Raw genomic sequence first — 20,407 nt, 5'->3', positions numbered from 1 at the left:
CATGCAAGCACCCCGATTCCTGCCTGATTCCCTGGCCATCGCACGACGCATGTGGCCAACGCTGGCCCTGCTGCTTCCGCTGGCGGCCCTGACGGCTTGCGGCCAGGACAAGTCCGCCACGTGGCAGGGCTATGTCGAAGGCGAATTCGTCAGCGTGGCATCGCCGTTCGCGGGCCGGCTGGACAGCCTTGCGGTAAAGCGCGGCGAGCAGGTCGCAAAGGGCACGGCGCTGTTCGTGCTGGAATCCGACGACGAACGCGCGGCGCGCCAGCAGGCGGCCGAGCAGTTGCGCGCCGCCGAGGCACAGCTCGCCGACATGAAGACCGGCAAGCGCCCGGTCGAGGTCGATGTCAGCCGCGCCCAGCTCGCGCAGGCGCAGGCCACCGCGCAACGCAGCTCCGCGCAGTTCAGCCGCGACCAGCGTCAGTACGACATCGGCGGCATCTCGCAGGCGCAGCTCGAAGAGTCGCGCGCCACCGCCGCGAGCGATGCCGCGCGCGTGCGCGAACTGCAGCGTGATATCGACGTCGCCCGCCTGCCCGGCCGCGATGCCCAGCAAGCCGCGCAGGCCGCGCAGGTCGAGGCCGCGCGTGCGGCGCTGGCCCAGGCCGAATGGAAGCTCTCGCGCAAGGCGGTAGCGGCGACGCAGGCCGGGCTCGTGTATGACACGCCCTATCGCCTTGGCGAATGGATCCCCGCTGGCAGCCCTGTCGTGCGCATGCTGCCGCCCGGCAACGTCAAGGTGCGCTTCTACGTGCCCGAGACCGTGGTCGGGGCGCTGCGCAATGGCCAGTCGGTGCAGGTGCATTGCGATGGCTGCCCGGCGCCGGTGGCGGCCACCATCAGCTATGTCTCGAACGAAGCCGAGTACACCCCGCCGGTCATCTACAGCAACGAGACGCGGCGCAAGCTCGTGTTCCTGATCGAGGCGCGTCCGTCTGAGGCCGACGCGCCCAAGTTGCGCCCGGGCCAGCCGGTGGAGGTGCATCGGCCATGAGCAGCACGCCCACCGCGAATGGTGCCAACGGCGGCCTGGCCATCGACGTGCGCGGCCTCAACAAGCACTACGGCGACAAGCACGTGGTCAACGACCTCACCATGCAGGTCGCGCGCGGCGAGATCTTCGGCTTCCTGGGACCGAACGGCAGCGGCAAGACCACGTCGATCCGCATGATGTGCGGCCTGCTGACGCCCGACTCCGGGCAAGGCACCTGCCTGGGCTTCGACATCCTGCGCGAGTCCGACGAGATCAAGCGCCGCGTCGGCTACATGACGCAGAAATTCTCGTACTGGGACGACCTGTCGATCCGCGAGAACCTGGACTTCGTCGCGCGCGTCTACGGCATGTCCAACCGGCGCGAGGCGGTCGACCGCGCGCTAGAAGGCCTGGGCCTGGCCACGCGCTCGGCGCAGCTCGCCGGCTCGCTCTCGGGCGGCTGGAAGCAGCGGCTGGCGCTGGCCGCGTGCCTGCTGCACAAACCCGAGCTGCTGCTGCTCGACGAACCGACTGCCGGCGTCGACCCGAAGGCCCGGCGCGATTTCTGGGAGCAGCTTCACCTGCTGGCCGCGCGCGGCATCTCGGTGCTGGTCAGCACGCACTACATGGACGAGGCCGAGCGCTGCCACAAGCTCGCCTACATCGCCTACGGCAAGCTGCTCGCGCAAGGCACCGCCGACGAAGTGGTCGCCAGCCAGAACCTCGCCACCTGGAGCGTCGAAGGCGACGAGCTGGCCGAGCTGTCCGAACAGCTGCGCGGCGCGCCGGGCGTGGAGCAGACCGTCGTCTTCGGCACCGCGCTGCACGTGACCGGCCGCGACGCCGCGCTGCTTGGCGAAACGCTGCGGCGCCTGGCCGGCCCGGGACGGCGTGTCGAGCCAACCCAGACGAGCCTGGAAGACGTCTTCATCCACATGATGAGCCGCGCCGAAGACAACATAGGCGCAGGCACCGGTGCGGGCCGCAAGACGCGCAAGGAACAGTCATGAAACAAAACGGACGATTCGGCTTCTCCTTCGATCGCTGGTGGAGCATCGTGCTCAAGGAGTTCCTGCAGCTGCGGCGCGACCGCGTCACCTTCGCCATGATCGTGGGCCTGCCCATCATGCAGCTGCTGCTGTTCGGCTTTGCCATCAACACCGATCCGCGCCACCTGCCTACCGCCGTGATCGCCGCGGACCAGAGCGAATTCACGCGATCGTTCATCGCCGGCATGGAGAACTCCACCTACTTCAGGATGGTGGGCACGCTGCCGGATGAAGATGCCGGGCGCGAGGCGCTGATGAAGGGCAACGTGCAGTTCGTGGTCAGCATTCCGCCCGATTTCACACGCAAGCTGCTGCGCGGCGAACGGCCCGCGCTGCTCGTGGAGGCGGACGCCACCGACCCGTCCGCCACCAGCGCCGCGATTGCCGCGCTCACGCAGTTGCCGTTCAGCGTGGCACGCACCGACCTGAAAGGATCGCTCGCGCCGCTGGCCGGCGGCAAGGCGCCCTTCGACGTGCAGGTGCAGCGCCTCTACAACCCCGAAGGCATCACGCAGTACAACATCATTCCCGGACTGATGGGCGTGATCCTGACCATGACGATGGTCATGATGACGGGCCTGGCCATGACGCGCGAACGCGAGCGCGGCACCATGGAGAACCTGCTCGCCACGCCCGTGAAGCCGATCGAGGTCATGACCGGCAAGATCGTCCCGTACATCTTCATCGGCCTGATCCAGTCCACCATCGTGCTGATCGCCGCGCGCTGGGTGTTCCAGGTGCCATTCTTCGGCTCCGTGCTGGTGTTGTACATGGCGGCGCTGCTGTTCATCGCAGCCAACCTGACAGTCGGCATCACGCTGTCTTCGCTGGCGCAGAACCAGCTGCAGGCGATGCAGCTCACCTTCTTCTACTTCCTGCCCAATATCCTGCTGTCCGGCTTCATGTTCCCGTTCGCGGGCATGCCGGGCTGGGCGCAGGCAATCGGCAACATCCTGCCGATGACGTACTTCCACCGCATCATCCGCGGCATCCTGCTCAAGGGCAACGGCTGGACGGAGCTGTGGCCCAATGTCTGGCCGATGGCGCTGTTCATCGTGGTGGTAATGACGATCGCGGTGCGCTTCTATCGCCGCACGCTGGACTGACGGAGCCAACGCCATGCGTCCACGACTTCCGCTTCTTGGCTGCCTGCTATTGACGGCGTGCGCGGTCGGTCCCGATTTCCACGCACCGGCACCGCCTGCCGACACTGGCTACGTGGCGGGCCCGCAACCACAGGCCACGGTTGCCGCCGACATGCCCGGCAGCCTGCCGCACGGCCAGCCGCAGGCATTCGCGGCCGGTGCCGACGTGCCCGCGCAATGGTGGGCGCTGTTCCGCAGCCCCGCGCTCGATGCAACCATCCGCGCCGCGCTCGATGGCAGCCCCACGCTCGCGCAGGCCCAGGCGAAACTGCGCGAGGCACAGGAAAACCTGGCCGCGCGCACCGGCGCCACGCGCTGGCCGACGGTGGACGCGAACCTCAACACGAGCCGTCAGCAGGTCAACTTCCAGTCGCTCGGCATCATGGCGATCCCGAGCCCCGGGCCCTTCACGCTATACGGCGCGACAGTCCAGGTCTCATACGTCCTCGACCTGTTCGGGGGCCAGCGGCGCGAGCTCGAAGGCCTGCAGGCGGCCGTGGATTACCAGCGCTATGAGTTCGAGGCCGCGCGCCTGGCGCTTGCCGCCAACGTCGCCACGGCAGCGATCCGCGAAGCAGGGCTGCGCGCGCAGCTGGCCGAGACCGTGGCGATTGCCGAGGCGCAGCAGCGCGAAGTGGGCATCGCCGAGGACCGGCTACGCGCCGGCGGCGTGGCGCGTGTCGATGTGCAACGGCAGCGCTCCGAACTGGCGCAGACACAGGCGCTGATCCCCGGGCTCGCGCAGCAGATCGAGGCCACGCGCCACCAGCTCGCGGTCTACACGGGCCAGACGCCCGCCGCGGCGCAGTTGCCCGAGTTCAGGCTCGAGGACCTGCAGTTGCCCGAGGCCCTGCCGCTCAGCCTGCCATCGACGCTCGCGCGACGCCGCCCGGACATCCGCGCGGCCGAAGCGCTGCTGCACCAGGCCTCGGCCAATATCGGCGTGGCCACGGCCAATCTCTATCCGCAGATCACGCTCAGTGCGAGCGGCGGCTGGCAGTCCACCACGGCGCGCAACCTGTTCGACAGCTTCAACGTCTGGAGCCTGGCAGCCGGCCTGGTGCAGCCTGTGTTCCACGGTGGCGAACTGCTCGCGCGCAAACGCGCGGCCGAGGCCGCCTATGAGCAGTCGCTGGCGGCCTACCGCCAGGCCGTGCTGCAGGGCCTGCAGAATGTGGCCGATACCCTGCGCGCGCTGGAAGCCGACGCCGCCACGCTGCGCGCGCGCGCCGACAATGCGCGGCAGGCGCGCGACACGCTGGCCATCGTCTCGGAGCAGTACCGGCTCGGCGGCGTCAGCCAGCTCACGCTGCTCGATGCGGAGCGCCAGTCGCGCCAGGCCGCGCTGGACCTGGCCCAGGCGACCGCGAGCCGGCTCGCGGATTCCGCCGCGCTGCTGCAGGCGCTGGGCGGCGGCTGGTGGGAGGAAGAGAAGAATGCACAGGCCGGCGCCGCTGCGCCGGCCGTGCAATAAGCAAGGTCCGGGTCAGCGGCCGAGGAAGCCGCGCAGGCGCCGCACGCCTTCGTCGAGACGGGCCGGATCGCACGCATAGCACCAGCGCACGAAACCCTCGCCCTCGTCGCCGAATGCACTGCCCGGCGCCAGCCCCAGCCGCGCCTCGCGCACGAGCTGCTTGCACAGGGCCAGGCTGTCGGTGGTGCCGGACAGGCGGAAGAACACATACATGGCACCGTCTGGCGCATGCGCATCCACGCCCGGCAATGCGGACAGCGCGCCCACCAGATGGTCGCGTGCGCCGCGCAGCCGCTGCACCAGGTCGCGCGTGAACGGCTCGCCCTCGCGCACGGCCGCAACGCCTGCCTCCTGCACGAACGACGGCGCGCACGAGGTGTTGTATTCGATCAGCTTGCCAAGGTCGTCGATCATCGATGACGGCAGCACCATCCAGCCGAGCCGCCAGCCCGTCATCAGCCAGGCCTTGGAGAACGAGTTGACGCAGATGACGCGCTCCTCGCGCGAGGCGATGTCCAGGAACGACGGCGCGGTGCGGCTGTCTCCGCCGCCGGGCTCGTCGCCATAGTAGAGGCGCTCGTAGACTTCGTCGGCGATGATCCAGATGCCATGCCGGCGGCAATGGTCGAGCACGGTGCGCTGCGCCGCGCGCGACATCACCCAGCCGGTCGGGTTGTTGGGCGAGTTGACCATCAGCGCGCGCGTGTCCGGCGTCAGCGCGGCCAGCAGCTTGTCGACGTCGAGCGTCCAGCCGTGCGCGCCATAGTCGAGCGAGACGGTCTCGACCGAGGCGCCGAGGATCTTCGGGATCTCCACCAGGTTGGGCCACAGCGGCGTCACCGCCACCACGCGGTCGCCGGGACTGGCGATCAGCTGCGCGGCCAGCATCAGGCCATTGACTCCGGCGCTGGTGACGGCGACGTTGTCGATTGCGGTAGCACCGTGCAGCGCGCCGACATAGTCGGCCAATGCGGCGCGCAGCGGCGCGATGCCAAGGTTGTGGGTATAGAACGTGGCGCCGCCAGCCAGCGCGCGCGCCGCGGCGTCGCGGACAAAGTCCGGCGTGGCCTGGTCCGATTCGCCGAACCAGAACGGCAGCACGTCAGGCAGGCCGATGCCGGCATTGGCGACTTCGCGGATGCGCGAGGCGCGCAGGTGGCGGACGGCGGGGCGGGCGACTGGAATGTCCGGTTCGGACGGGTGGCGGCTTGGTCTGTCGGACACGGGCGCTCCTGCGGTAGGCATGGGATGCCAAGCGTACCGCAAAGCCGAGAACCATGCCGGGACAGTGACCGCCAGCGGCGCTACCTCGCGGGACTGTACAGGCCCGGCGCGCGCTGCCCCTCTTCCTGAGCCGCACCGGATGGCTTCAGCTTCAGGCCAAAGCTGCTTTGCACCCGATCGTCACGACCGGGCCGCAAGGCATACTGGTCGGAGCGAGCTGGTCGCGCTGCCTGAGCTGCGGATGCCGCAACGGGCACGCTCGCGTCCTTCGTCCCTGCGGGACGGGCAGCGGGCATCACAGCCAGCAACACGAAGAACGAAACAACGGATCTGAGGAACACGGGATACGTCAATGCCACACAGCGACGACGAAGCCTATATTGTGGCAGGCACGCGAGGGCGTCGCCAGCAGTGTGTTCGGCCTTGGCGGTTACGAATACCAGGCCGCTGCGGTCGAACCGGATGTAGCAGGTTGGGACCCTGCCCCAGCTTCATGATTGCCCGCCCGGTACGGTAACGCTGTACGCGTCACCTCAATCAGTTCAAAGCCCTGCGCCAGTAGATTCGGTAGCGGCGGCCGAGCTTCGGGCCCGGCGGGCTGAGCACCTGGGTACCACTGATGGCGACGTTGTAGTCGTCGTTGCCAATTCTCACCGAAACCGGGACCGGCGTCGGAGGGTAGCCACCGCCGGCGCGCTCCTGGAAGCGGTCCTGGACCGTCACGCCATTAGCCTTGTTGAGGTCGCTCATGGCGGCGCCATTCAGGTAGTTCAACTGATAGATGCGCGCAGTGCCGAGATCGCCGGTACAGGAGTTGGGAGAAGCCGCCTTGGGCGTATTGGTGCCGAACATCACGGTGCCCGAAAGCGTCGTGGAGCCACTGACAACCTTTTCGCCGGTCCCAAGCACGATGTACCACCCGCTCGCTGCGGTCAGTGCTGCATTGGCTTGCGCGATCTCTGCGGGGGTACCATCCTGCACCAGATTAGCCGTGGCGTCATAGAGGTAGCCATCGGCAACAGCGCTCGATCCGAGCGCGCCCTCGACGATCGCGGTCGAGCGCATCGCATTGAGGGCGTGGTAGTCCTTGATCATGTAGTAGCGGTTCTGGATCGTGGTATCGAATGGATGCTCGCGGTCGCCAGAACCAATCAGCAACGTGTCATAGGCAGGATTCGATCCGGCGACGGGCGGCACAACGTCGGGAGCGAAGAGAAACTTGCGCGCATCGGCGCCGGTACCGCCCAGCGTGGCCAGCAAACCAACCTTCCAATTTTTTGGCGAGGCGTCGCTGATGTTGATACGCCAGATATTGGCGCCTGTGTCGGCCGCGTAGATCCGGTCGATATACCCGTCATGATCGGAATCGATGATGGCCATGTTCGCCGGGATGGCATAGGCCATTCCGGGCACGTTCAGACCCTTGTCGCCGGTTGTCGCCGAGGGGCCGGCCTGCCACACGACGGAGCCGTCGACGGCGTCCAGTACCATCACGCCACGCCCCATGGTGGCATTCATTTGAACGATCGGGTCATTGGCACCCGGATCGTAGCCAAGCCCGAAAATCAGCACCGGGTCAGCGGAGGCGCGCACCTTCGCGACGCGCAAGTCAGACCAGGTCTGGCCCAATTCGGGAAAGTCCGCATTACTACGTTTCCAGAGCAGTTTCGGCGTGCTCGGGTCGCTGACATCCAAGGCATAGATGAAGCGTCCACCACGACGCATGGTCAGGAACAGGTAAGCCTTGTCGCCACGGGTGGCATCGATTACGCCGTCGCCCCTGGTCGAATACGTATAGACCGTTGCCGAACCGTCGACGAAATAGGGCTTGGGCGAAGTCGCGGAAATGACCGGAGCATGGTTGTACATGCGGGCGAACTTCGGGAAATGCTCCGACGGAATGAAGCTCCAGAGCTCATTGCTCCCGACCGGCCCGCCTTTGACCGCATGCAGCATGCCATCGTTGGAGCCATAAAAGACCACGACGTCGTCCACGGTACGGCTGTAGTTGATCACCGCCGGCCGCGAATGCAGAACGTCGCCATGGGCGAAGCCACGGATGTTGTAAGTCGGCGGGGCAGAAGGATTGGCAACCTTAGGATCGTCGGCCAGGGTATTGCCGCCACGCACCCAGTTTATGACCGGCTCCGCGTTCGCCGAGCTTGACAGGCCCAACGCATCGGCCACGATACTGTTGTTCGCCGTACTGAATGGCGTGCTACTCAGCAGCGAGCCATCATTGCAACCGGTGGTACATGTATAGACGTGCCGGCTGCTCTGGCCCGACTTGAACGTCGTGCGCAGGTATTGCGCCGCACCGCCCTTTTCGACCAGATCGCCATCCGGCGCATCCGAGACGCCACCCTGGCCTTGCGAACCCGGGTAGTTCTGTGGATCCCAGAATAGCGAGGCGGTTGTCCAGATACTGGTCACGTCCCCATTGACGAAGCCCGTCTTTGCATTCTCCACCGCCTTGCCGCCCGCATCGGCAAGAAACACGGTTGGGGGATTGGTCGATTTGTCCGCACCAAGCTGGTACTGCTTGAGGTTGCCGACCCAGTTCGGCTGGGAGTAGGCATCGGGACGGAACATGCCCAGGTACACCTGGTTCAGGTAGGTACCCCGCACGCTGACCGACACCGGCAGCGATACGGAAGCGAACACGGAGTTGGTGTCCAGGATCCGGTCCCGGATCTTGTTGAACGCAGCCTCGAGTTCCGTGTCGCTGCCGGCCTGGAAATAGGCGCCATTGGTCTCCGTGCCTTCCCTCGCCATGTTCTTCATCATGGTGGTGAAGTCCGCGTTGTACTGGTCATGATAGGCGTCGATCGTGAATGTCATGATCGAACCGTTCTTGGCAGCAGTGGTGCCTACTCCAAGATCCGGGCGCGTCCTGAGGAAACGGGCCCAGGCAGACTGGATGTCTGGAGAACTGGATACGTTGTACTTGCTCAGCGTCGTCACGGCGGGATCCGTCGGGGCTGGCACGGGGGGCAGCAACCCTTGCCGGTTATTGCCGATGAAGATGATGTAGGTTTGCGCGCACCCTCCCCCGAGCGGGCTGTTGTATCCGGATCCGTTGGCCGAACCCTTATAGGCAAACCCGCTGGAAAGTTTGCCGGTTGCAGTCGTGGTCAGGTTGTCCTTGTTCGTGCCGGAATTGCCGGCGTAGTCCGCCAGCGGATCCATCCCTGCCCAGCTATTGCTTGCTCCCGACAGGTAAAGCCAGGCCTCGTACAGGGCGTTGGCATAGTTGCCCGATTTCTCATCCACCTTCTCATCGGTGGCGTTAACGTTGTAATTATTGTTGTCGCTGGCTATGCCTGCGGTAATGTCCTGCAGGGCCTGGTTATTTGCGGCGTTCATCATGTCTCGGATGCCGAACCGCACGTAGCCGCCATCACGCTTGTTAGCCGTGCTCAGCATCATGAGGCCGACATTGGCCGGCTTCTTCAGGTTTGCCACGAACTTCTTGATGGCCAGCAACTCGGCCTGCCCCTGAGTCGGGGAACCCACCCAATGCTGGGAGGCCTTCGACCAGTTCGCAGTATTGTCCAGAACGAACAGGATATTGGGCGCCGCCTGGGAGGATCCCGTCGTTGGGGCGAAGATATCCGTATCGTCGGAGTGACCGACGACCGGCATGACGACCAGCGCGGCCAGCACAAAGGCCCGCAAGAGTCTGAGCATTGACATGATGTAACCCCCGCCGATACTGATATGTTTTTTTATTCCGCGCCTGCTTTTCTTATGTGCAGGTGGCGGTCGAATCCATTCGTACCCTGACGCCCTGGTGCACGGTGACAGAAACACCGCTGCCCCGCTTGTCCGTGGCAATGGCCGTCACGTCCCAATAGGTGTCCTGCGGCGCCGATGCCGCGAAGTCATAGCTGTAGCCGTCGGCCGCCGTCTTCTGCAGGCATACCGGAGCGCCGGTCTGGACTGCGTAGTCGGCCACGCCATCGTTGTCGATGTCGATGTCGAAGTTCTGCGCAACCGGCGTGTAGAAGTTCGCCGACGTGCCGACGACCTTTTCAATGGCCTGCTGCGCCGCGGCGCTCGCTTCGGCCTTGGCTTGCTGATTGCCGACGATGCGCAGGCTGGAGTTGCCCATGCGCACCGCGGAGACGACCAGCAGTGTCAGCACGATCAGCATCACCAGGCCCACCACCAGGCTGATGCCTGCCTGTTTCCTGTGCTTGTCCAGCGCTGCATTGCGCCTCATTTCATTCTCTCCGGCTGCTGGGATTGATCACGCGCACGGTCCCGGTATAGACATGGCGTTTGTAGCCGTCCGAAAACGGACCTACGGTGCCGGTAACGCCCATGCTGTACGCCTTCGCGTCTGAATAGCCTGCCGTCGTCTCCGAATTTCGAGCGAGCAGGCTGACCTGCACAGCCATCACGTTTGGCCAGTCGGCGAGCGCCGGGGAGGTGACGAACGGCACCGCAGGCGATCCGGCACCGATGCCGTCGACTCCGTAGTCGAGTTGCAGGTTCTGGATGCCCTCCACCAGCGGTGTCATGACAAAAACGGGGGCGCCGCCTGTGGCGGTAAGGTCGAGACGCTTGAGTGTCGGAACGGGCTTGCCGCCATCGGCGGCAGCCGTGCAGGTGGTTGCGCCAGCCGCGTACCTGTTGCACGGACTGACGAAGTAGATGGACTGAACATAGCGCCACAACCCGGCCGGCGTAACGCCATCCTTCAGCACCAGGGTGTACGTGCTCGGCGCAGCCGGAGTTGGATCCGGGCCGATGGCGGTGATCTTGCTGCTTGGAGTGGCTTGTACGTAGGCCTGGCCCGCAACGGCATTGGCCACTGTGGCCAGCACATCGCTGGTGTCCAGCCGGCGGGTCACCAGGATATCGGTCCCGGGTATGTGGTCCGCATCGGACAGGCAGCCGGAAAGAGGCGGCGGCACGGCGGCCGGCGCGTCGTAGCCTTGCAGCGGCATCCCCAGCGCCTTGTCGATACTGTCCTTGTCCGTGGCACAGGGGTTGGGCAACGCGGTCGGCGCTGCAATGGCGCTGCCGTATTGCCCGTAGTAGCCCGCGTGCTCGATATCGTCCTGGAACAGGGTAAAGGCGTAGCGGCCGCTTTCGATCTGGCGGCTCGACTTGTCCAGTTCCGCGCGGGCACTGCTTTGCTGGCTGATCAACACCGTGATGCCTGCCAGCAGGAACAGCCCGATGGCAATACCAACCATCAGTTCCACCAGCGACATACCTGTCTGGCGGCGACGTAAGAATGACAGCGGGCGCAAGGAGACAGAGGTTGTCACGGCGACAATCAGTTAAGGTTGGCGATCTGCAGCGTGGCGCTCACCACGCGACGCTGCGCTTCGTCTCCATACAGCCCCAGCCCGCACGGGATACCGGAGACAGGCGCAACCGTCTTGTTCTTGCCCTGCCAGGCAACGCTTACCACGTACGCGTTCGATACCGCGTTGAAACTGATGCAGCCTCGCGCGCCGATCATGGCACCGACATTTGAGGTGCCGCTGGCCTCGGCTGCACCAGCAAGCAGGTTGTTCCAGGCAACGAGATCATTATTGGCAAGGGTATAGGCCTGGACCGTGCCCAGCGAACATGCGGGCAGCGCGCCGGCGCCGGTGCCCATATACGGCACGCCGTTCGCAGTATCCGTGGTGATGGCATAGCAACCTGCCGCGGTGCGGTTGGCATTGATGCGCTCGACCATGTCCTGCAGCAGGATGAGTGCTTGGGCGCGCTGGTAGGACTCCACCTCCGCCCGCTGGCTCGCCAGCATCAGGCTGACGAGCCCGAGCATGCCAAGCAGCAAGACGATCAGGGTGACCAGCGCCTCGATCAGGCCGAAGCCGCGCTGTCGGCGCTTGCGGGGCAGGTTATGGCGCATCAGCAGCTCCCCGCGTAATTGCTTGGCAAGCCGCTCAGGTCTATGTTGACGCAGCGCGGTGTTGCGGTGCTGTCCGATGCGGAAATGCCGAACGGAACTGCCAGTGCGGCCAATCGACCATTGCTGGTGTAAACGAGACCGCCACCGGGGCCGGACAAGGTCAGGCCCGACACCGCTTCATGCCGGCTTAGCACGGCCGCGCCGGCAGTCACCGTCCAGCCGTTCTGCCAGCCGCCAGTGGCCGGAGCGACCGTGATACCCATATTGCGCTTGACTGCCTCACTGCGCGCGTAGGCCAGCGTTGCCGCAAGATCGTAGGCAGCAGTCCGTATGCGCTGGCCAAGTATGAATTCGCGGAAGTAAGGCGTGCCGGCGGATATCAGGATGGCCGCGATCATCACCGCGGCCATCAGTTCGATCAGTGTGAAGCCTGCGTGACGTCGTGCCGGCAGGCAGGGCCTGCCTGATGCGGGAAGCCAGCGGGGAGTGGTCATGGTCGAACTCACCAGCAACTGGTCACGGGGCCCGGACCGCTGATGCCCTTGGTGCCTGCCTGATCCACAGTGAGATTCAGGCATTGGGTGTCATTGGCCAGTTGACCGCCGACCGGCGTGGCCGTGACGGTGTACGTCGGCGGTGTCGCCGCGTTGTTAGCCGTGAGCGTGACGTTGTAATTCCTTGAGACCTCGGCCGGAACAGTGACGCCCAGTGCAGCCAGGTTTGCGGCGTACTGACGCGCATCCAGGCTGTACTGCTCCTGCTGGTTGGCAACGCCCAGTATGAAACTCTGCGCAGCGGAGCGGTTGCTGCGGATGACGTACTGCGTGTAGGAGGGATACGCGATGGTGGCCAGGATGGCGATGATCGCAACCGTGATCATCAGCTCGATCAGCGTGAACCCGAACGCCGGCCTGGCATGACGCGAACGCGCATGCCCGCACCGGCATGGCATGCCAGTGGAAGACCGATATTCCCCTATGACCCGAAACGACAGCCCTAAGAACTTGACCCTGCTGTCGTGTCGCACTGCAGGGCTTCTATGTCCCATGCTCGCGCTCCGATGCTTATTATGTGCCGGATGACCTATTTCCAGCGCTATGGCGCGAAGTGTAAGCCACGCTTTTGCAAGGGTCAAAGAAATTGCTATGCCGACGCCGCGGCGTTGCGGTTACAAGACAGACCACCCATGTCGCCGCAGCATCACAATCGGGCGTAGTTACGTCGGCAAGACAGCGGCAACCGCCCCCGCAAAACGCTCGACGATCTCGTCAATGTCCCGCGCCGTACAGATGAACGGCGGGGCGAACAGCACGTGGTCCCCGTTGACGCCATCGACGGTGCCGCCCATCGGGTAGACCAGCAAGCCATTCTGGACCGCCGCGGCCTTCAGCTTCGCGTGGGTCTTGAGCTTGGGGTCGAGCGTGGCCTTGCTGACGCGGTCGGCCACGAATTCCACGCCGACGAACAGGCCGCGGCCGCGGATGTCGCCGACATGCGGATGGCTGCCAAGCGCCTCGCGCAGGCGCGCGCGCAACTGCTCGCCGCGCTCGCGCACGTTGGCCAGCAGCTTGTCTTCGGCAATGGTGCGCTGGACGGCCAGCGCAGCCGCGCATGCGGTGGCATGGCCGATATACGTGTGGCCGTGCTGGAAGAAGCCGCTGCCGGCCACGATGGTGTCGTAGATCCGGCGCGTGGAGATCATCGCGCCGATCGGCTGGTAGCCGCCGCCGAGACCCTTGGCAATGGTGACGATGTCGGGCACCACGCCGTCCTCCTCGCAGGCAAAGAGATAGCCGGTGCGCCCCATGCCGGACATGACCTCGTCCAGGATCAGCAGCACGCCGTACTTGTCGCACACGGCGCGGATGCGCTTCAGGTAGTCCGCCACCGGCGGCACGGCACCGGCCGTGGCACCGACCACGGTTTCGGCGACAAAGGCCGCCACGCTCTCGGGGCCGAGTTCCAGGATCTTGGCCTCCAGTTCGTCGGCCAGCCGTCGTGCGTACTGGTGGTCGGTCTCGCCGGCCGCCTGGTCGCGGTAGGCATAGCACGGCGACACATGGTGCGCCGGCACCAGCAGCGGCAGGAACGGCTCGCGGCGCCACGCATTGCCGCCGATGGCCAGCGCGCCGAGCGTGTTGCCGTGATAGCTCTGGCGCCGCGCGATGAAATGGCGGCGGCTGCCCTGCCCCAGTTCGACGAAATACTGGCGCGCAAGCTTGAGCGCGGCCTCGACCGCCTCGGACCCGCCCGAGACGAAGTAGACATGATCGAGGTCGCCGGGCGCGGCCTGCGCCAGCGTCTGCGCGAGCGTCTCGGACACCTCGGTGGTGAAGAACGAGGTGTGCGCGTAGGCAATGGTGTCGAGCTGCGCCTTGATCGCCGCGATCACGCGCGGGTGGCCATGGCCCAGCGACGACACCGCCGCGCCGCCGGAGGCATCGAGGTAGCGCCGGCCTTCGCTGTCGACCAGCTCGATGCCGCTGCCGGCGACCGCGACGGGCAAGGTCTGGCGCGGATTGCGATGAAAGACGTGAGTCATGGCGATCGTTCCTGCAATAAAGGAGGAATTGGGCAACGCGCCGCCGACATACAGGTTCCGGACCAGATGGTCGATATATAGCCAGCCGGCAGCGCGGCTATCGGAAAGTATAAGGAGAAGGCGCGGTGATATGCAACGTATGTTTCATCACTACCGATAAAAGAATCGAATGAATCCACCGCGGGCGGCCGATGGGACGCTTGGCGCCGGCCCTGGCGCATAACGGGCCACGCGACCGGGTGATGTCGGGCCGCGCCGCCTGTGCAACAATCGTTACAACCTCAATCCGGAGCATCGATGTCGTCCGCCAGCATCAACCCGCCAGAAGACCTGGATGCCTTGCAGGCCCGGCTGCGCGCCAGCTTTCAAACGCTGAGCGTGCAATTCCAGAGCGGCGCGCGCTACCTGCTGGACCATCCGCAGGATGTGCCGGTGTTGTCGATGCGCAAGATCGCGGTGAGCGCGGGGGTGCAGCCGGCCACGCTCGTGCGGCTGTCGCAGCATCTGGGTTTCGAAGGCTGGCAGGGCTTGCGCGAACTGTTCGTCGACGCCCTGCGCGGCAGTTCGCAGCCCTATGCGCGCCGAGCCCGCAAGGTGGTGCGCGATGGCGGCACGAGCCGCATGCTCGGCGAGATGCTGGAAGCCCAGCACAACAATCTCGACCAGATCGGCGCGGGCAACGAGAAGGCCCTGCAGGCCGCCGCCGAGCTGCTGTCCGCCGCAGCCAGCGTGCATGTGGCCGGGTTCCGCTCATGCTTCCCGATTGCCTACACCTTCCATTATGTCTACCGGCTGTTTCGCAGCACCGTGCAACTGGTGCGCGGCGATGCGGGGAGCCTGGAGATGGAGCTGCGCGCCTTTGGCCCGCGCGACGCGGTGCTGGTGATCAGCTTTGCGCCGTATTCGCAGGAGATCATCCGCGTGGCCAGCGCCGCGCGCGAGGCCGGCTGCAAGGTCGTGGCGCTGACCGACAGCTCGGTCGCGCCGATTGCGCTGGCCGCCGACTGCACGCTGCTGTTCTCGGTGGAAAGCCCGTCGTTCTTCCCGTCGATCACGGCCGGCATCGCCACGGTCGAAGCGCTGGTGGAGCAGCTCCTCGCACGCAAAGGCAAGGGCGCCATCCGTGCGCTGGAGCAGGCAGAAGGCGAACTGCACCGCGCCGGCGCCTACGTGCGGGCCGACCGCGACTGACCACGGCTTACTCGAACGCCTGGTCGTTCGGGTTGGCGTAGGCCTTCTTCACCGGCTCGCTCATCGGGAACTCGAAGTTGATGTTCTTGGGCGGCACGGGCTTGAGGAACCACTTGTCGTAGAGCGTGTTGATCTCGCCGCTCTTCATCAGGCCGGTCAGCACGCCGTCGACCAGCTGCTTGAACCCCGGATCGTCCTTGCGCATCATGAAGCCGTAGGCCTCGAACGACTGCGGCGTGCCGACCACCACCCATTCGGCCGGATTCGGCGCCAGCGTGCGCGCGCCGGACAGCAGCACGTCATCCATCATGAACGCGGCCACGCGTCCCGACTGCAGGATCAGGAACGATTCGCCGTAGTCCTTGGCGCTCTGGATAGTGATATTGGCCTTCTTCTCGTCGTTCAGGCGGCGCAGGATGCGTTCCGAGGTCGTACCCGCATTGGTGACCACCGCCTTGCCGGACAGGTCGGAGAAGTCATGCACCGAGCTGCCCTTCTTCACCAGCAACCGGGTGCCGGCCACGAAGAACGTGGTCGAGAACGCCACCTGCTCCTGGCGCGACTTCAGGTTGGTGGTGACGCCGCACTCCAGGTCCACCGTGCCGTTCTGCACGAGCGACATGCGGTTCTGCGACGTGACCGGCACCATGCGGACCTGCAGGTTGGGCACGCCGGCCTGCTTCTTCACCTCATTCACCACGCGGTCGCAGAGATCCTGCGAGAAGCCGATCACCTTCTGGTTGCTGTCGTAGTACGAGAACGGAATCGACGACGTGCGGTGGCCGATGGCGATGGTTCCGGACGATTTGATCTTGCTTAGCGTCGGGCTGCTCGCAACATCAACGGCCAGCGCGGTGCCCGCGGTCAGGGCACCGGTCAAGGCGAGACCCAGGCAGATGAATTTCACGGCGTTCATGATAGCTCCTTGATTGGCGAATTCCGGATTCGCCGTCGGGGTGATGGGATGCTAGGTGGTTAGCAACAACTGTTCCATCATTGATTACCATGAAACGCTTGTTTTTCCCGGGATTGGATGGATCGCTGGTCCTGGCGGGTGCCTTACTGCGTACACTTGACCCGATAGGCCTCCTGCAATTCCCTTCTTAGGCCGCTCCCCTCTCCAACTCGGGCACCATCCTCCCCTGACTGGTTTCAATGGACTGGCTGCCCACCTGATATTCCCGCATTGGCGCCGCGCCAATCTGCGCCGCCAGCTCGCGGCATTCGGCGGCAAGCGACTCGCTGCGGGTTTCAGGCCGGTACGGCGACGCCCCCTCCTGCACCGCAATCCCGATTGCCGCGGCGGCTGCGTCCTTGCCGTCCTGCCGCTGCGCATGGGCACTGCACGCGGCGCCCAGCGCCAGGACCACGGCAATCCGGAACGCGCCCCTGAATTGACTCTGCATGACAGGTTCTCCCTCTTGATGAATGATGAATGGCCCCCATTGGCAGACGCTACTGTCCTGACCGTCTTTCGGCGTGTGCCTTCTCATCGAACTCCCAGTCGCGCCGCATCATCACGTAGGTAAACGACGTCGACCAACCGATCAGGATCAGGCCCACCAGCGGCTCGATACTGGCGATCAGCCGGCTGGCGCCGACCGGGTAGATATCGCCGAGGCTCTGCGTGGTGTAGGTCTCCAGCGCGAAGTAGATATAGACCACCGGCGCAATCTCGCGGCTGCCGGTGAGCCCGCCCAGGCCAAGCCCGTGGTCGCACAGCCAGAAGCCCAGCGCGAACACCATCGCCTCCAGGCAATGAACCACGATGATGCACACGATCAGCACGCCGATATTGACGCGCCCGCTCCAGCGCTTCGGGTGCAGCGCCGAGAACAGGCGCAGCGCTTCATAGTGAATCGCGACCACGGTCACCGTCAGGATGGCGGCGCTCAGCAAGGCCAGTGAGTAGTGCTCGGCAGAGGATTCCATGCGCGGTCAGGGCGGTCGGGACGATGCCAGCCAGTGCGGGCACCTCCAACATAGCATCGGAATGCCTGCCGGCGCACCTTGCCGCAGCAACGCAGGCGCCGCCAGCGCGCATGGACTATGCTGGATTTCCCAACCTCACGAACGGGAGGGAACGTGCGCAAGACTCTTTCTATCCTCACGGCAATCCTGCTGGCCGGCGCCAGCACCGTTGCCCTGGCCCACAACTGCCCCAACGAGATGAAGGCCATCGACGCCAAACTCTCGACCAAGCCGGCGCTGTCGCCGCAAGACGCTGCGCGCGTGCAGAAGCTGCGCGCCGAAGGCGAGGCCTACCACAAGGCCGGCCAGCATGACGAAGCCATGAAGTCGCTGCTCGAAGCGAAGAAGATCCTCGGTATCTGACGCGCTGCCGGAACGTGAAGGAAAAAGCCGCCCGCGCAGGTCAGCGCGGGCGGCTTCTTTATTGCAGGAGGACGAAGGTGCCGCGATCGGCGTCAGGTTCCGGCGCCTACCTGCTGGATCACGCCGTTGGGCGCCACCAGATAGTAGTTCGCACCGACACCGACCCAGTGCGTGCCCTTGCGCGGCGCCGGCAGGCTGTATTGCTTCCAGTCATCGATCACATACTGCCTGTCGCGGAATTCGGTGGGCAGGCGATCGCCCTTCTTCCATTCCTGGACCTGCATGTAGGGCGACGTGGCAGCAGCAGAGGCCGGCGCAGCGGGCTCGGCCATCTTCGACTTGCCCTTGTGCTGGGCAAAGCTGGCGGAAGCCGTCAGGACGCCAGCGATCAGCAACAGCGCGGGTAGCGCTTTTTTTGTCTTCATGGTGATCTCCTTGCGTACGGAAAACCGAACTGCCGGTGCAAGCGGACAGCCACTACCAGCTTAGTCACAAATCGCGGCACACGCTTTCAGGAAGCCCGGGTGTGCCCTCTGATGCACGCAACGCGCGAGCACCCGGAGGCTCCCGAACTGCATTCAGTCGCCGGCGGCTGCCGACAGCCACCCTTCTTCCGTGCTCGCCGCGGTCACCTGCGTGGCGATCGAATCCGCCAGCCGCACAACGTCGGCGGACACGCCGCCGCGCTTCACTTCCGACACCCCGTGCACACCCGTGCCCGCCGCGGCCGCCATCGCAATGTGGCCGGCTGCCGTGCCCACGCCAGCGGTCTCGGCAACGCCCGGCATATGGCCGCTGTCCGCACCGCCCGCGGAGAAGTCATAAAGATGCGTATTGTCCGGCGTTTCCCCGATGCTGGTGCCAAGCGGCCGGAACAGGACGCCGCGACGGAAATTCCTGCTGTCGGACCTGGCGTTGCGCCTGGCGAGCTCGGCGGCCTCTGTGTAGGCCATCGGTGCCTTCTCCTGCTCGATCTCGAGCCGCAGCGTCTGCGCGTTGACGCGCACGCTGTACCGGCCAAGGTTGTACAGGAGGTACATCGCATACAGGTTGTCGAAGTCCTTGTAGGCACCCTGCTCCCTGCGGAAATCCAGCGACAGGACCGAAGGAAAGCGATTGGGCAAGTCCTTGAAGGCCACCTTCTCCTCCTCCAGCGGATCCACATAGGTCGAACCGCCGTATTTCTTGTACAGCACGACATCCATGCCGTACCCGCGTGTTCCCCACTCGCGGATAAGCTTCATCGCCATCTCGGTCGGGACGTTGGCCGTGGCGGCCGCCACCACCCGGCGCCCGGACAGCAGCCTGGCGCTCGTGACCTCCAGGTCCTTGTAGCCTGCGCCATAGCGGAATGCCGCGCCAATGGTCTTGGCACAGTTGAGGCGCAAGTAGTCATAGCGGATTTCGCCCCGGTGGTACTCGGTGTTCCTGGCACGCCGGTGAAAGTCGTCGTTGATGCGCCCGAAGTAGGCGGCCAGGGCTTCCTTGTCGCGCGCCGGCACGCCGCGCACGCGCACGCCGATCACCGAGCGCTTGTAGATCTCGCCGAAGTCCAGGCCGAACGCGGCGGTCGGCGCAACCGAGGAGACCGTCCCGAACAGGTATTCCCGCTTCGGGATGGCCACCATCAGGTCATCGGTGTAATAGCCTGCCGCGTGCTTGCGGTCACGGTCGGCATAGAAGTTGGCCGAGTAGACGAGGTCGTCGCCCGGCGCCTGGTCACGGATCGCCAGCGCAATGTGGCCGGCTGAACCGCCCTTGGAAGTGCCGAAGCTGATCAACAGCTCCAGGTCATAGGGGTCCGCGCGCAGGCGATCGGCAATCTCCCCGACATTGGCGGGCTCGGGCCCACCCTTGCTGCCGAAGTCCGCGGCACCCACCGCCGTCGACAGCAGCGCGGCAATCGTTACCGCCCCCACCGCAAGCCAATTCTTCACTGGGCAATCCCCCGATGTCTGCGGCGGGCTGCCGGTCAGGCGTGCGGCGAATCGCCCGCGGCGACCGTCACCCCGCACTCGCTCGCCACCGCGAGCAGCTTGGCGATATCGGGCTCGCCCGGCGGGATTTCCTCGTCGATGCGGGTGAACAGGCGGGATGCGCGTCCGCCCTGGCTGGTGATGGAAATCATCTCGCCACCGCCTGGCCCGAAGCGGAAGTGATGCATGGTGCCTGCTGGTACGTGCACGAACGTGCCGGCCGTGGCCGTGATGACCTCGTCGTCATAGCCAATGTCGATCGTGCCGCGCGTGACGTAGAACGACTCGTCCCAGTCGTGGCAGTGCGGCGGAGGTCCGCTGCCCTCTTCGCCCTGCTGCAGGAACACCTCGTAGCCCTGCGTGGCGGTATTGGGTGCCAGCACCGTGATCTTCTCGCCGACTACGTTAAGCGCGCGCGCATGCGCGTCGGGAGTCACTGCGAAGGGTTGCGGCTTCATGGTTGGCGGCCTCCGGCAGCGCAGGCCCCGCGGGGCCTGTGCTGTGTTCAGAAGTGGCCACCGGCGTCGTCGGTTGCGCGCGGGGCCTGCGCCCGCATTGCCTGTTGCATGCCGACGGCGGGACGTTGCTGATCCTCGATCCAAGATAGCAGACGCCCCG

The 20,407-nt window shown here is 65.3% G+C and carries 20 protein-coding genes; 6 read left to right on the top strand and 14 right to left on the bottom strand.

The genetic code is table 11. The features are described from left to right. Position 1 precedes the first annotated feature (1 nt). The 4 genes from AC3FNH_RS01360 to AC3FNH_RS01345 are packed head-to-tail and all read left to right on the top strand — an operon-like array spanning position 2 to position 4,644. Positions 2 to 997, top strand: a complete 996-nt coding sequence (locus tag AC3FNH_RS01360; RefSeq protein ID WP_488718821.1) for an HlyD family secretion protein — start codon at positions 2 to 4, stop codon at positions 995 to 997. Further along, positions 994 to 1,986, top strand: coding sequence for an ABC transporter ATP-binding protein (locus tag AC3FNH_RS01355; RefSeq protein ID WP_488718820.1), 993 nt, complete (start codon positions 994 to 996; stop codon positions 1,984 to 1,986). Before AC3FNH_RS01360 ends, AC3FNH_RS01355 begins: the two co-directional genes overlap by 4 nt. Then, positions 1,983 to 3,131: an ABC transporter permease gene (locus AC3FNH_RS01350; RefSeq protein WP_488718819.1), complete on the top strand. Its 1,149-nt coding sequence runs from the start codon at positions 1,983 to 1,985 to the stop codon at positions 3,129 to 3,131. The genes AC3FNH_RS01355 and AC3FNH_RS01350 overlap by 4 nt, the downstream gene beginning before the upstream one ends. Positions 3,132 to 3,144: 13 nt before the next feature. Continuing rightward, positions 3,145 to 4,644 carry an efflux transporter outer membrane subunit gene (locus AC3FNH_RS01345; RefSeq protein ID WP_488718818.1) on the top strand — a complete coding sequence of 500 codons (1,500 nt, stop codon included), beginning with the start codon at positions 3,145 to 3,147 and terminating at the stop codon, positions 4,642 to 4,644. Between the two features lie 12 nt (positions 4,645 to 4,656). On the opposite strand, the gene AC3FNH_RS01340 is transcribed toward AC3FNH_RS01345, so the two are convergent. The 8 genes from AC3FNH_RS01340 to AC3FNH_RS01305 all read right to left on the bottom strand — a co-directional run bounded on the left by AC3FNH_RS01340 (position 4,657) and on the right by AC3FNH_RS01305 (position 14,288). Next, a complete protein-coding gene (locus AC3FNH_RS01340) occupies positions 4,657 to 5,868 on the bottom strand; it encodes a pyridoxal phosphate-dependent aminotransferase (protein ID WP_488718817.1) in 1,212 nt (403 codons plus the stop codon). Positions 5,869 to 6,405: 537 nt separating this feature from the next. After that, positions 6,406 to 9,564: a pilus assembly protein gene (locus AC3FNH_RS01335; RefSeq protein ID WP_488718816.1), complete on the bottom strand. Its 3,159-nt coding sequence runs from the start codon at positions 9,562 to 9,564 to the stop codon at positions 6,406 to 6,408. Between the two features lie 52 nt (positions 9,565 to 9,616). Further along, positions 9,617 to 10,093, bottom strand: coding sequence for a pilus assembly PilX family protein (locus AC3FNH_RS01330; protein ID WP_488718815.1), 477 nt, complete (start codon positions 10,091 to 10,093; stop codon positions 9,617 to 9,619). Position 10,094: 1 nt separating this feature from the next. Continuing rightward, positions 10,095 to 11,150 carry a PilW family protein gene (locus AC3FNH_RS01325; protein WP_488718814.1) on the bottom strand — a complete coding sequence of 352 codons (1,056 nt, stop codon included), beginning with the start codon at positions 11,148 to 11,150 and terminating at the stop codon, positions 10,095 to 10,097. Between the two features lie 8 nt (positions 11,151 to 11,158). Next, positions 11,159 to 11,746, bottom strand: a complete 588-nt coding sequence (gene pilV, locus AC3FNH_RS01320; RefSeq protein ID WP_488718813.1) for a type IV pilus modification protein PilV — start codon at positions 11,744 to 11,746, stop codon at positions 11,159 to 11,161. Next, the gene (locus AC3FNH_RS01315; protein WP_488718911.1) at positions 11,746 to 12,240 is read right to left on the bottom strand and encodes a GspH/FimT family pseudopilin; all 495 of its coding nucleotides are present in this window, start codon (positions 12,238 to 12,240) and stop codon (positions 11,746 to 11,748) included. The genes pilV and AC3FNH_RS01315 overlap by 1 nt, the downstream gene beginning before the upstream one ends. A gap of 8 nt (positions 12,241 to 12,248) precedes the next feature. Then, on the bottom strand, positions 12,249 to 12,698 hold the full coding sequence (locus AC3FNH_RS01310; protein WP_488718910.1) for a type IV pilin protein: 450 nt from the start codon (positions 12,696 to 12,698) through the stop codon (positions 12,249 to 12,251). A 264-nt stretch (positions 12,699 to 12,962) separates the two neighbouring features. Then, the gene (locus tag AC3FNH_RS01305) at positions 12,963 to 14,288 is read right to left on the bottom strand and encodes an aspartate aminotransferase family protein (protein WP_488718812.1); all 1,326 of its coding nucleotides are present in this window, start codon (positions 14,286 to 14,288) and stop codon (positions 12,963 to 12,965) included. 297 nt (positions 14,289 to 14,585) lie between these two features. Here AC3FNH_RS01305 and AC3FNH_RS01300 point away from each other — a divergent pair, with 297 nt between their 5' ends. Further along, entirely contained in the window at positions 14,586 to 15,479 is an 894-nt protein-coding gene (locus AC3FNH_RS01300; protein ID WP_488718811.1) for a MurR/RpiR family transcriptional regulator, read from the top strand. A gap of 7 nt (positions 15,480 to 15,486) precedes the next feature. Here the strand turns inward: AC3FNH_RS01300 and AC3FNH_RS01295 are convergent, their stop codons facing one another. From AC3FNH_RS01295 to AC3FNH_RS01285, 3 genes are all read right to left on the bottom strand, one after another. Then, positions 15,487 to 16,395: a glutamate/aspartate ABC transporter substrate-binding protein gene (locus AC3FNH_RS01295; protein WP_488718810.1), complete on the bottom strand. Its 909-nt coding sequence runs from the start codon at positions 16,393 to 16,395 to the stop codon at positions 15,487 to 15,489. A 187-nt stretch (positions 16,396 to 16,582) separates the two neighbouring features. Beyond that, a complete protein-coding gene (locus AC3FNH_RS01290) occupies positions 16,583 to 16,885 on the bottom strand; it encodes a hypothetical protein (protein WP_488718809.1) in 303 nt (100 codons plus the stop codon). A 49-nt stretch (positions 16,886 to 16,934) separates the two neighbouring features. After that, the gene (locus tag AC3FNH_RS01285) at positions 16,935 to 17,411 is read right to left on the bottom strand and encodes an ion channel (RefSeq protein WP_488718808.1); all 477 of its coding nucleotides are present in this window, start codon (positions 17,409 to 17,411) and stop codon (positions 16,935 to 16,937) included. 153 nt (positions 17,412 to 17,564) lie between these two features. Between AC3FNH_RS01285 and AC3FNH_RS01280 the strand changes: the two genes are divergently transcribed. Beyond that, positions 17,565 to 17,813: a hypothetical protein gene (locus AC3FNH_RS01280; RefSeq protein ID WP_488718807.1), complete on the top strand. Its 249-nt coding sequence runs from the start codon at positions 17,565 to 17,567 to the stop codon at positions 17,811 to 17,813. Positions 17,814 to 17,905: 92 nt separating this feature from the next. Here AC3FNH_RS01280 and AC3FNH_RS01275 read toward each other — a convergent pair whose 3' ends face one another. The 3 genes from AC3FNH_RS01275 to AC3FNH_RS01265 all read right to left on the bottom strand — a co-directional run bounded on the left by AC3FNH_RS01275 (position 17,906) and on the right by AC3FNH_RS01265 (position 20,247). After that, positions 17,906 to 18,238, bottom strand: coding sequence for an RcnB family protein (locus AC3FNH_RS01275; protein ID WP_488672142.1), 333 nt, complete (start codon positions 18,236 to 18,238; stop codon positions 17,906 to 17,908). Positions 18,239 to 18,391: 153 nt separating this feature from the next. Further along, positions 18,392 to 19,750, bottom strand: coding sequence for a hypothetical protein (locus AC3FNH_RS01270; protein WP_488718806.1), 1,359 nt, complete (start codon positions 19,748 to 19,750; stop codon positions 18,392 to 18,394). A 35-nt stretch (positions 19,751 to 19,785) separates the two neighbouring features. Beyond that, positions 19,786 to 20,247, bottom strand: a complete 462-nt coding sequence (locus tag AC3FNH_RS01265) for a cupin domain-containing protein (protein WP_488718805.1) — start codon at positions 20,245 to 20,247, stop codon at positions 19,786 to 19,788. Between the last annotated feature and the right edge of the window lie 160 nt (positions 20,248 to 20,407).

The sequence above is a fragment of the Cupriavidus sp. 22TCCZM01-5 genome, assembly GCF_057798915.1.
This window is presented reverse-complemented; position numbering and strand designations above follow the sequence as displayed.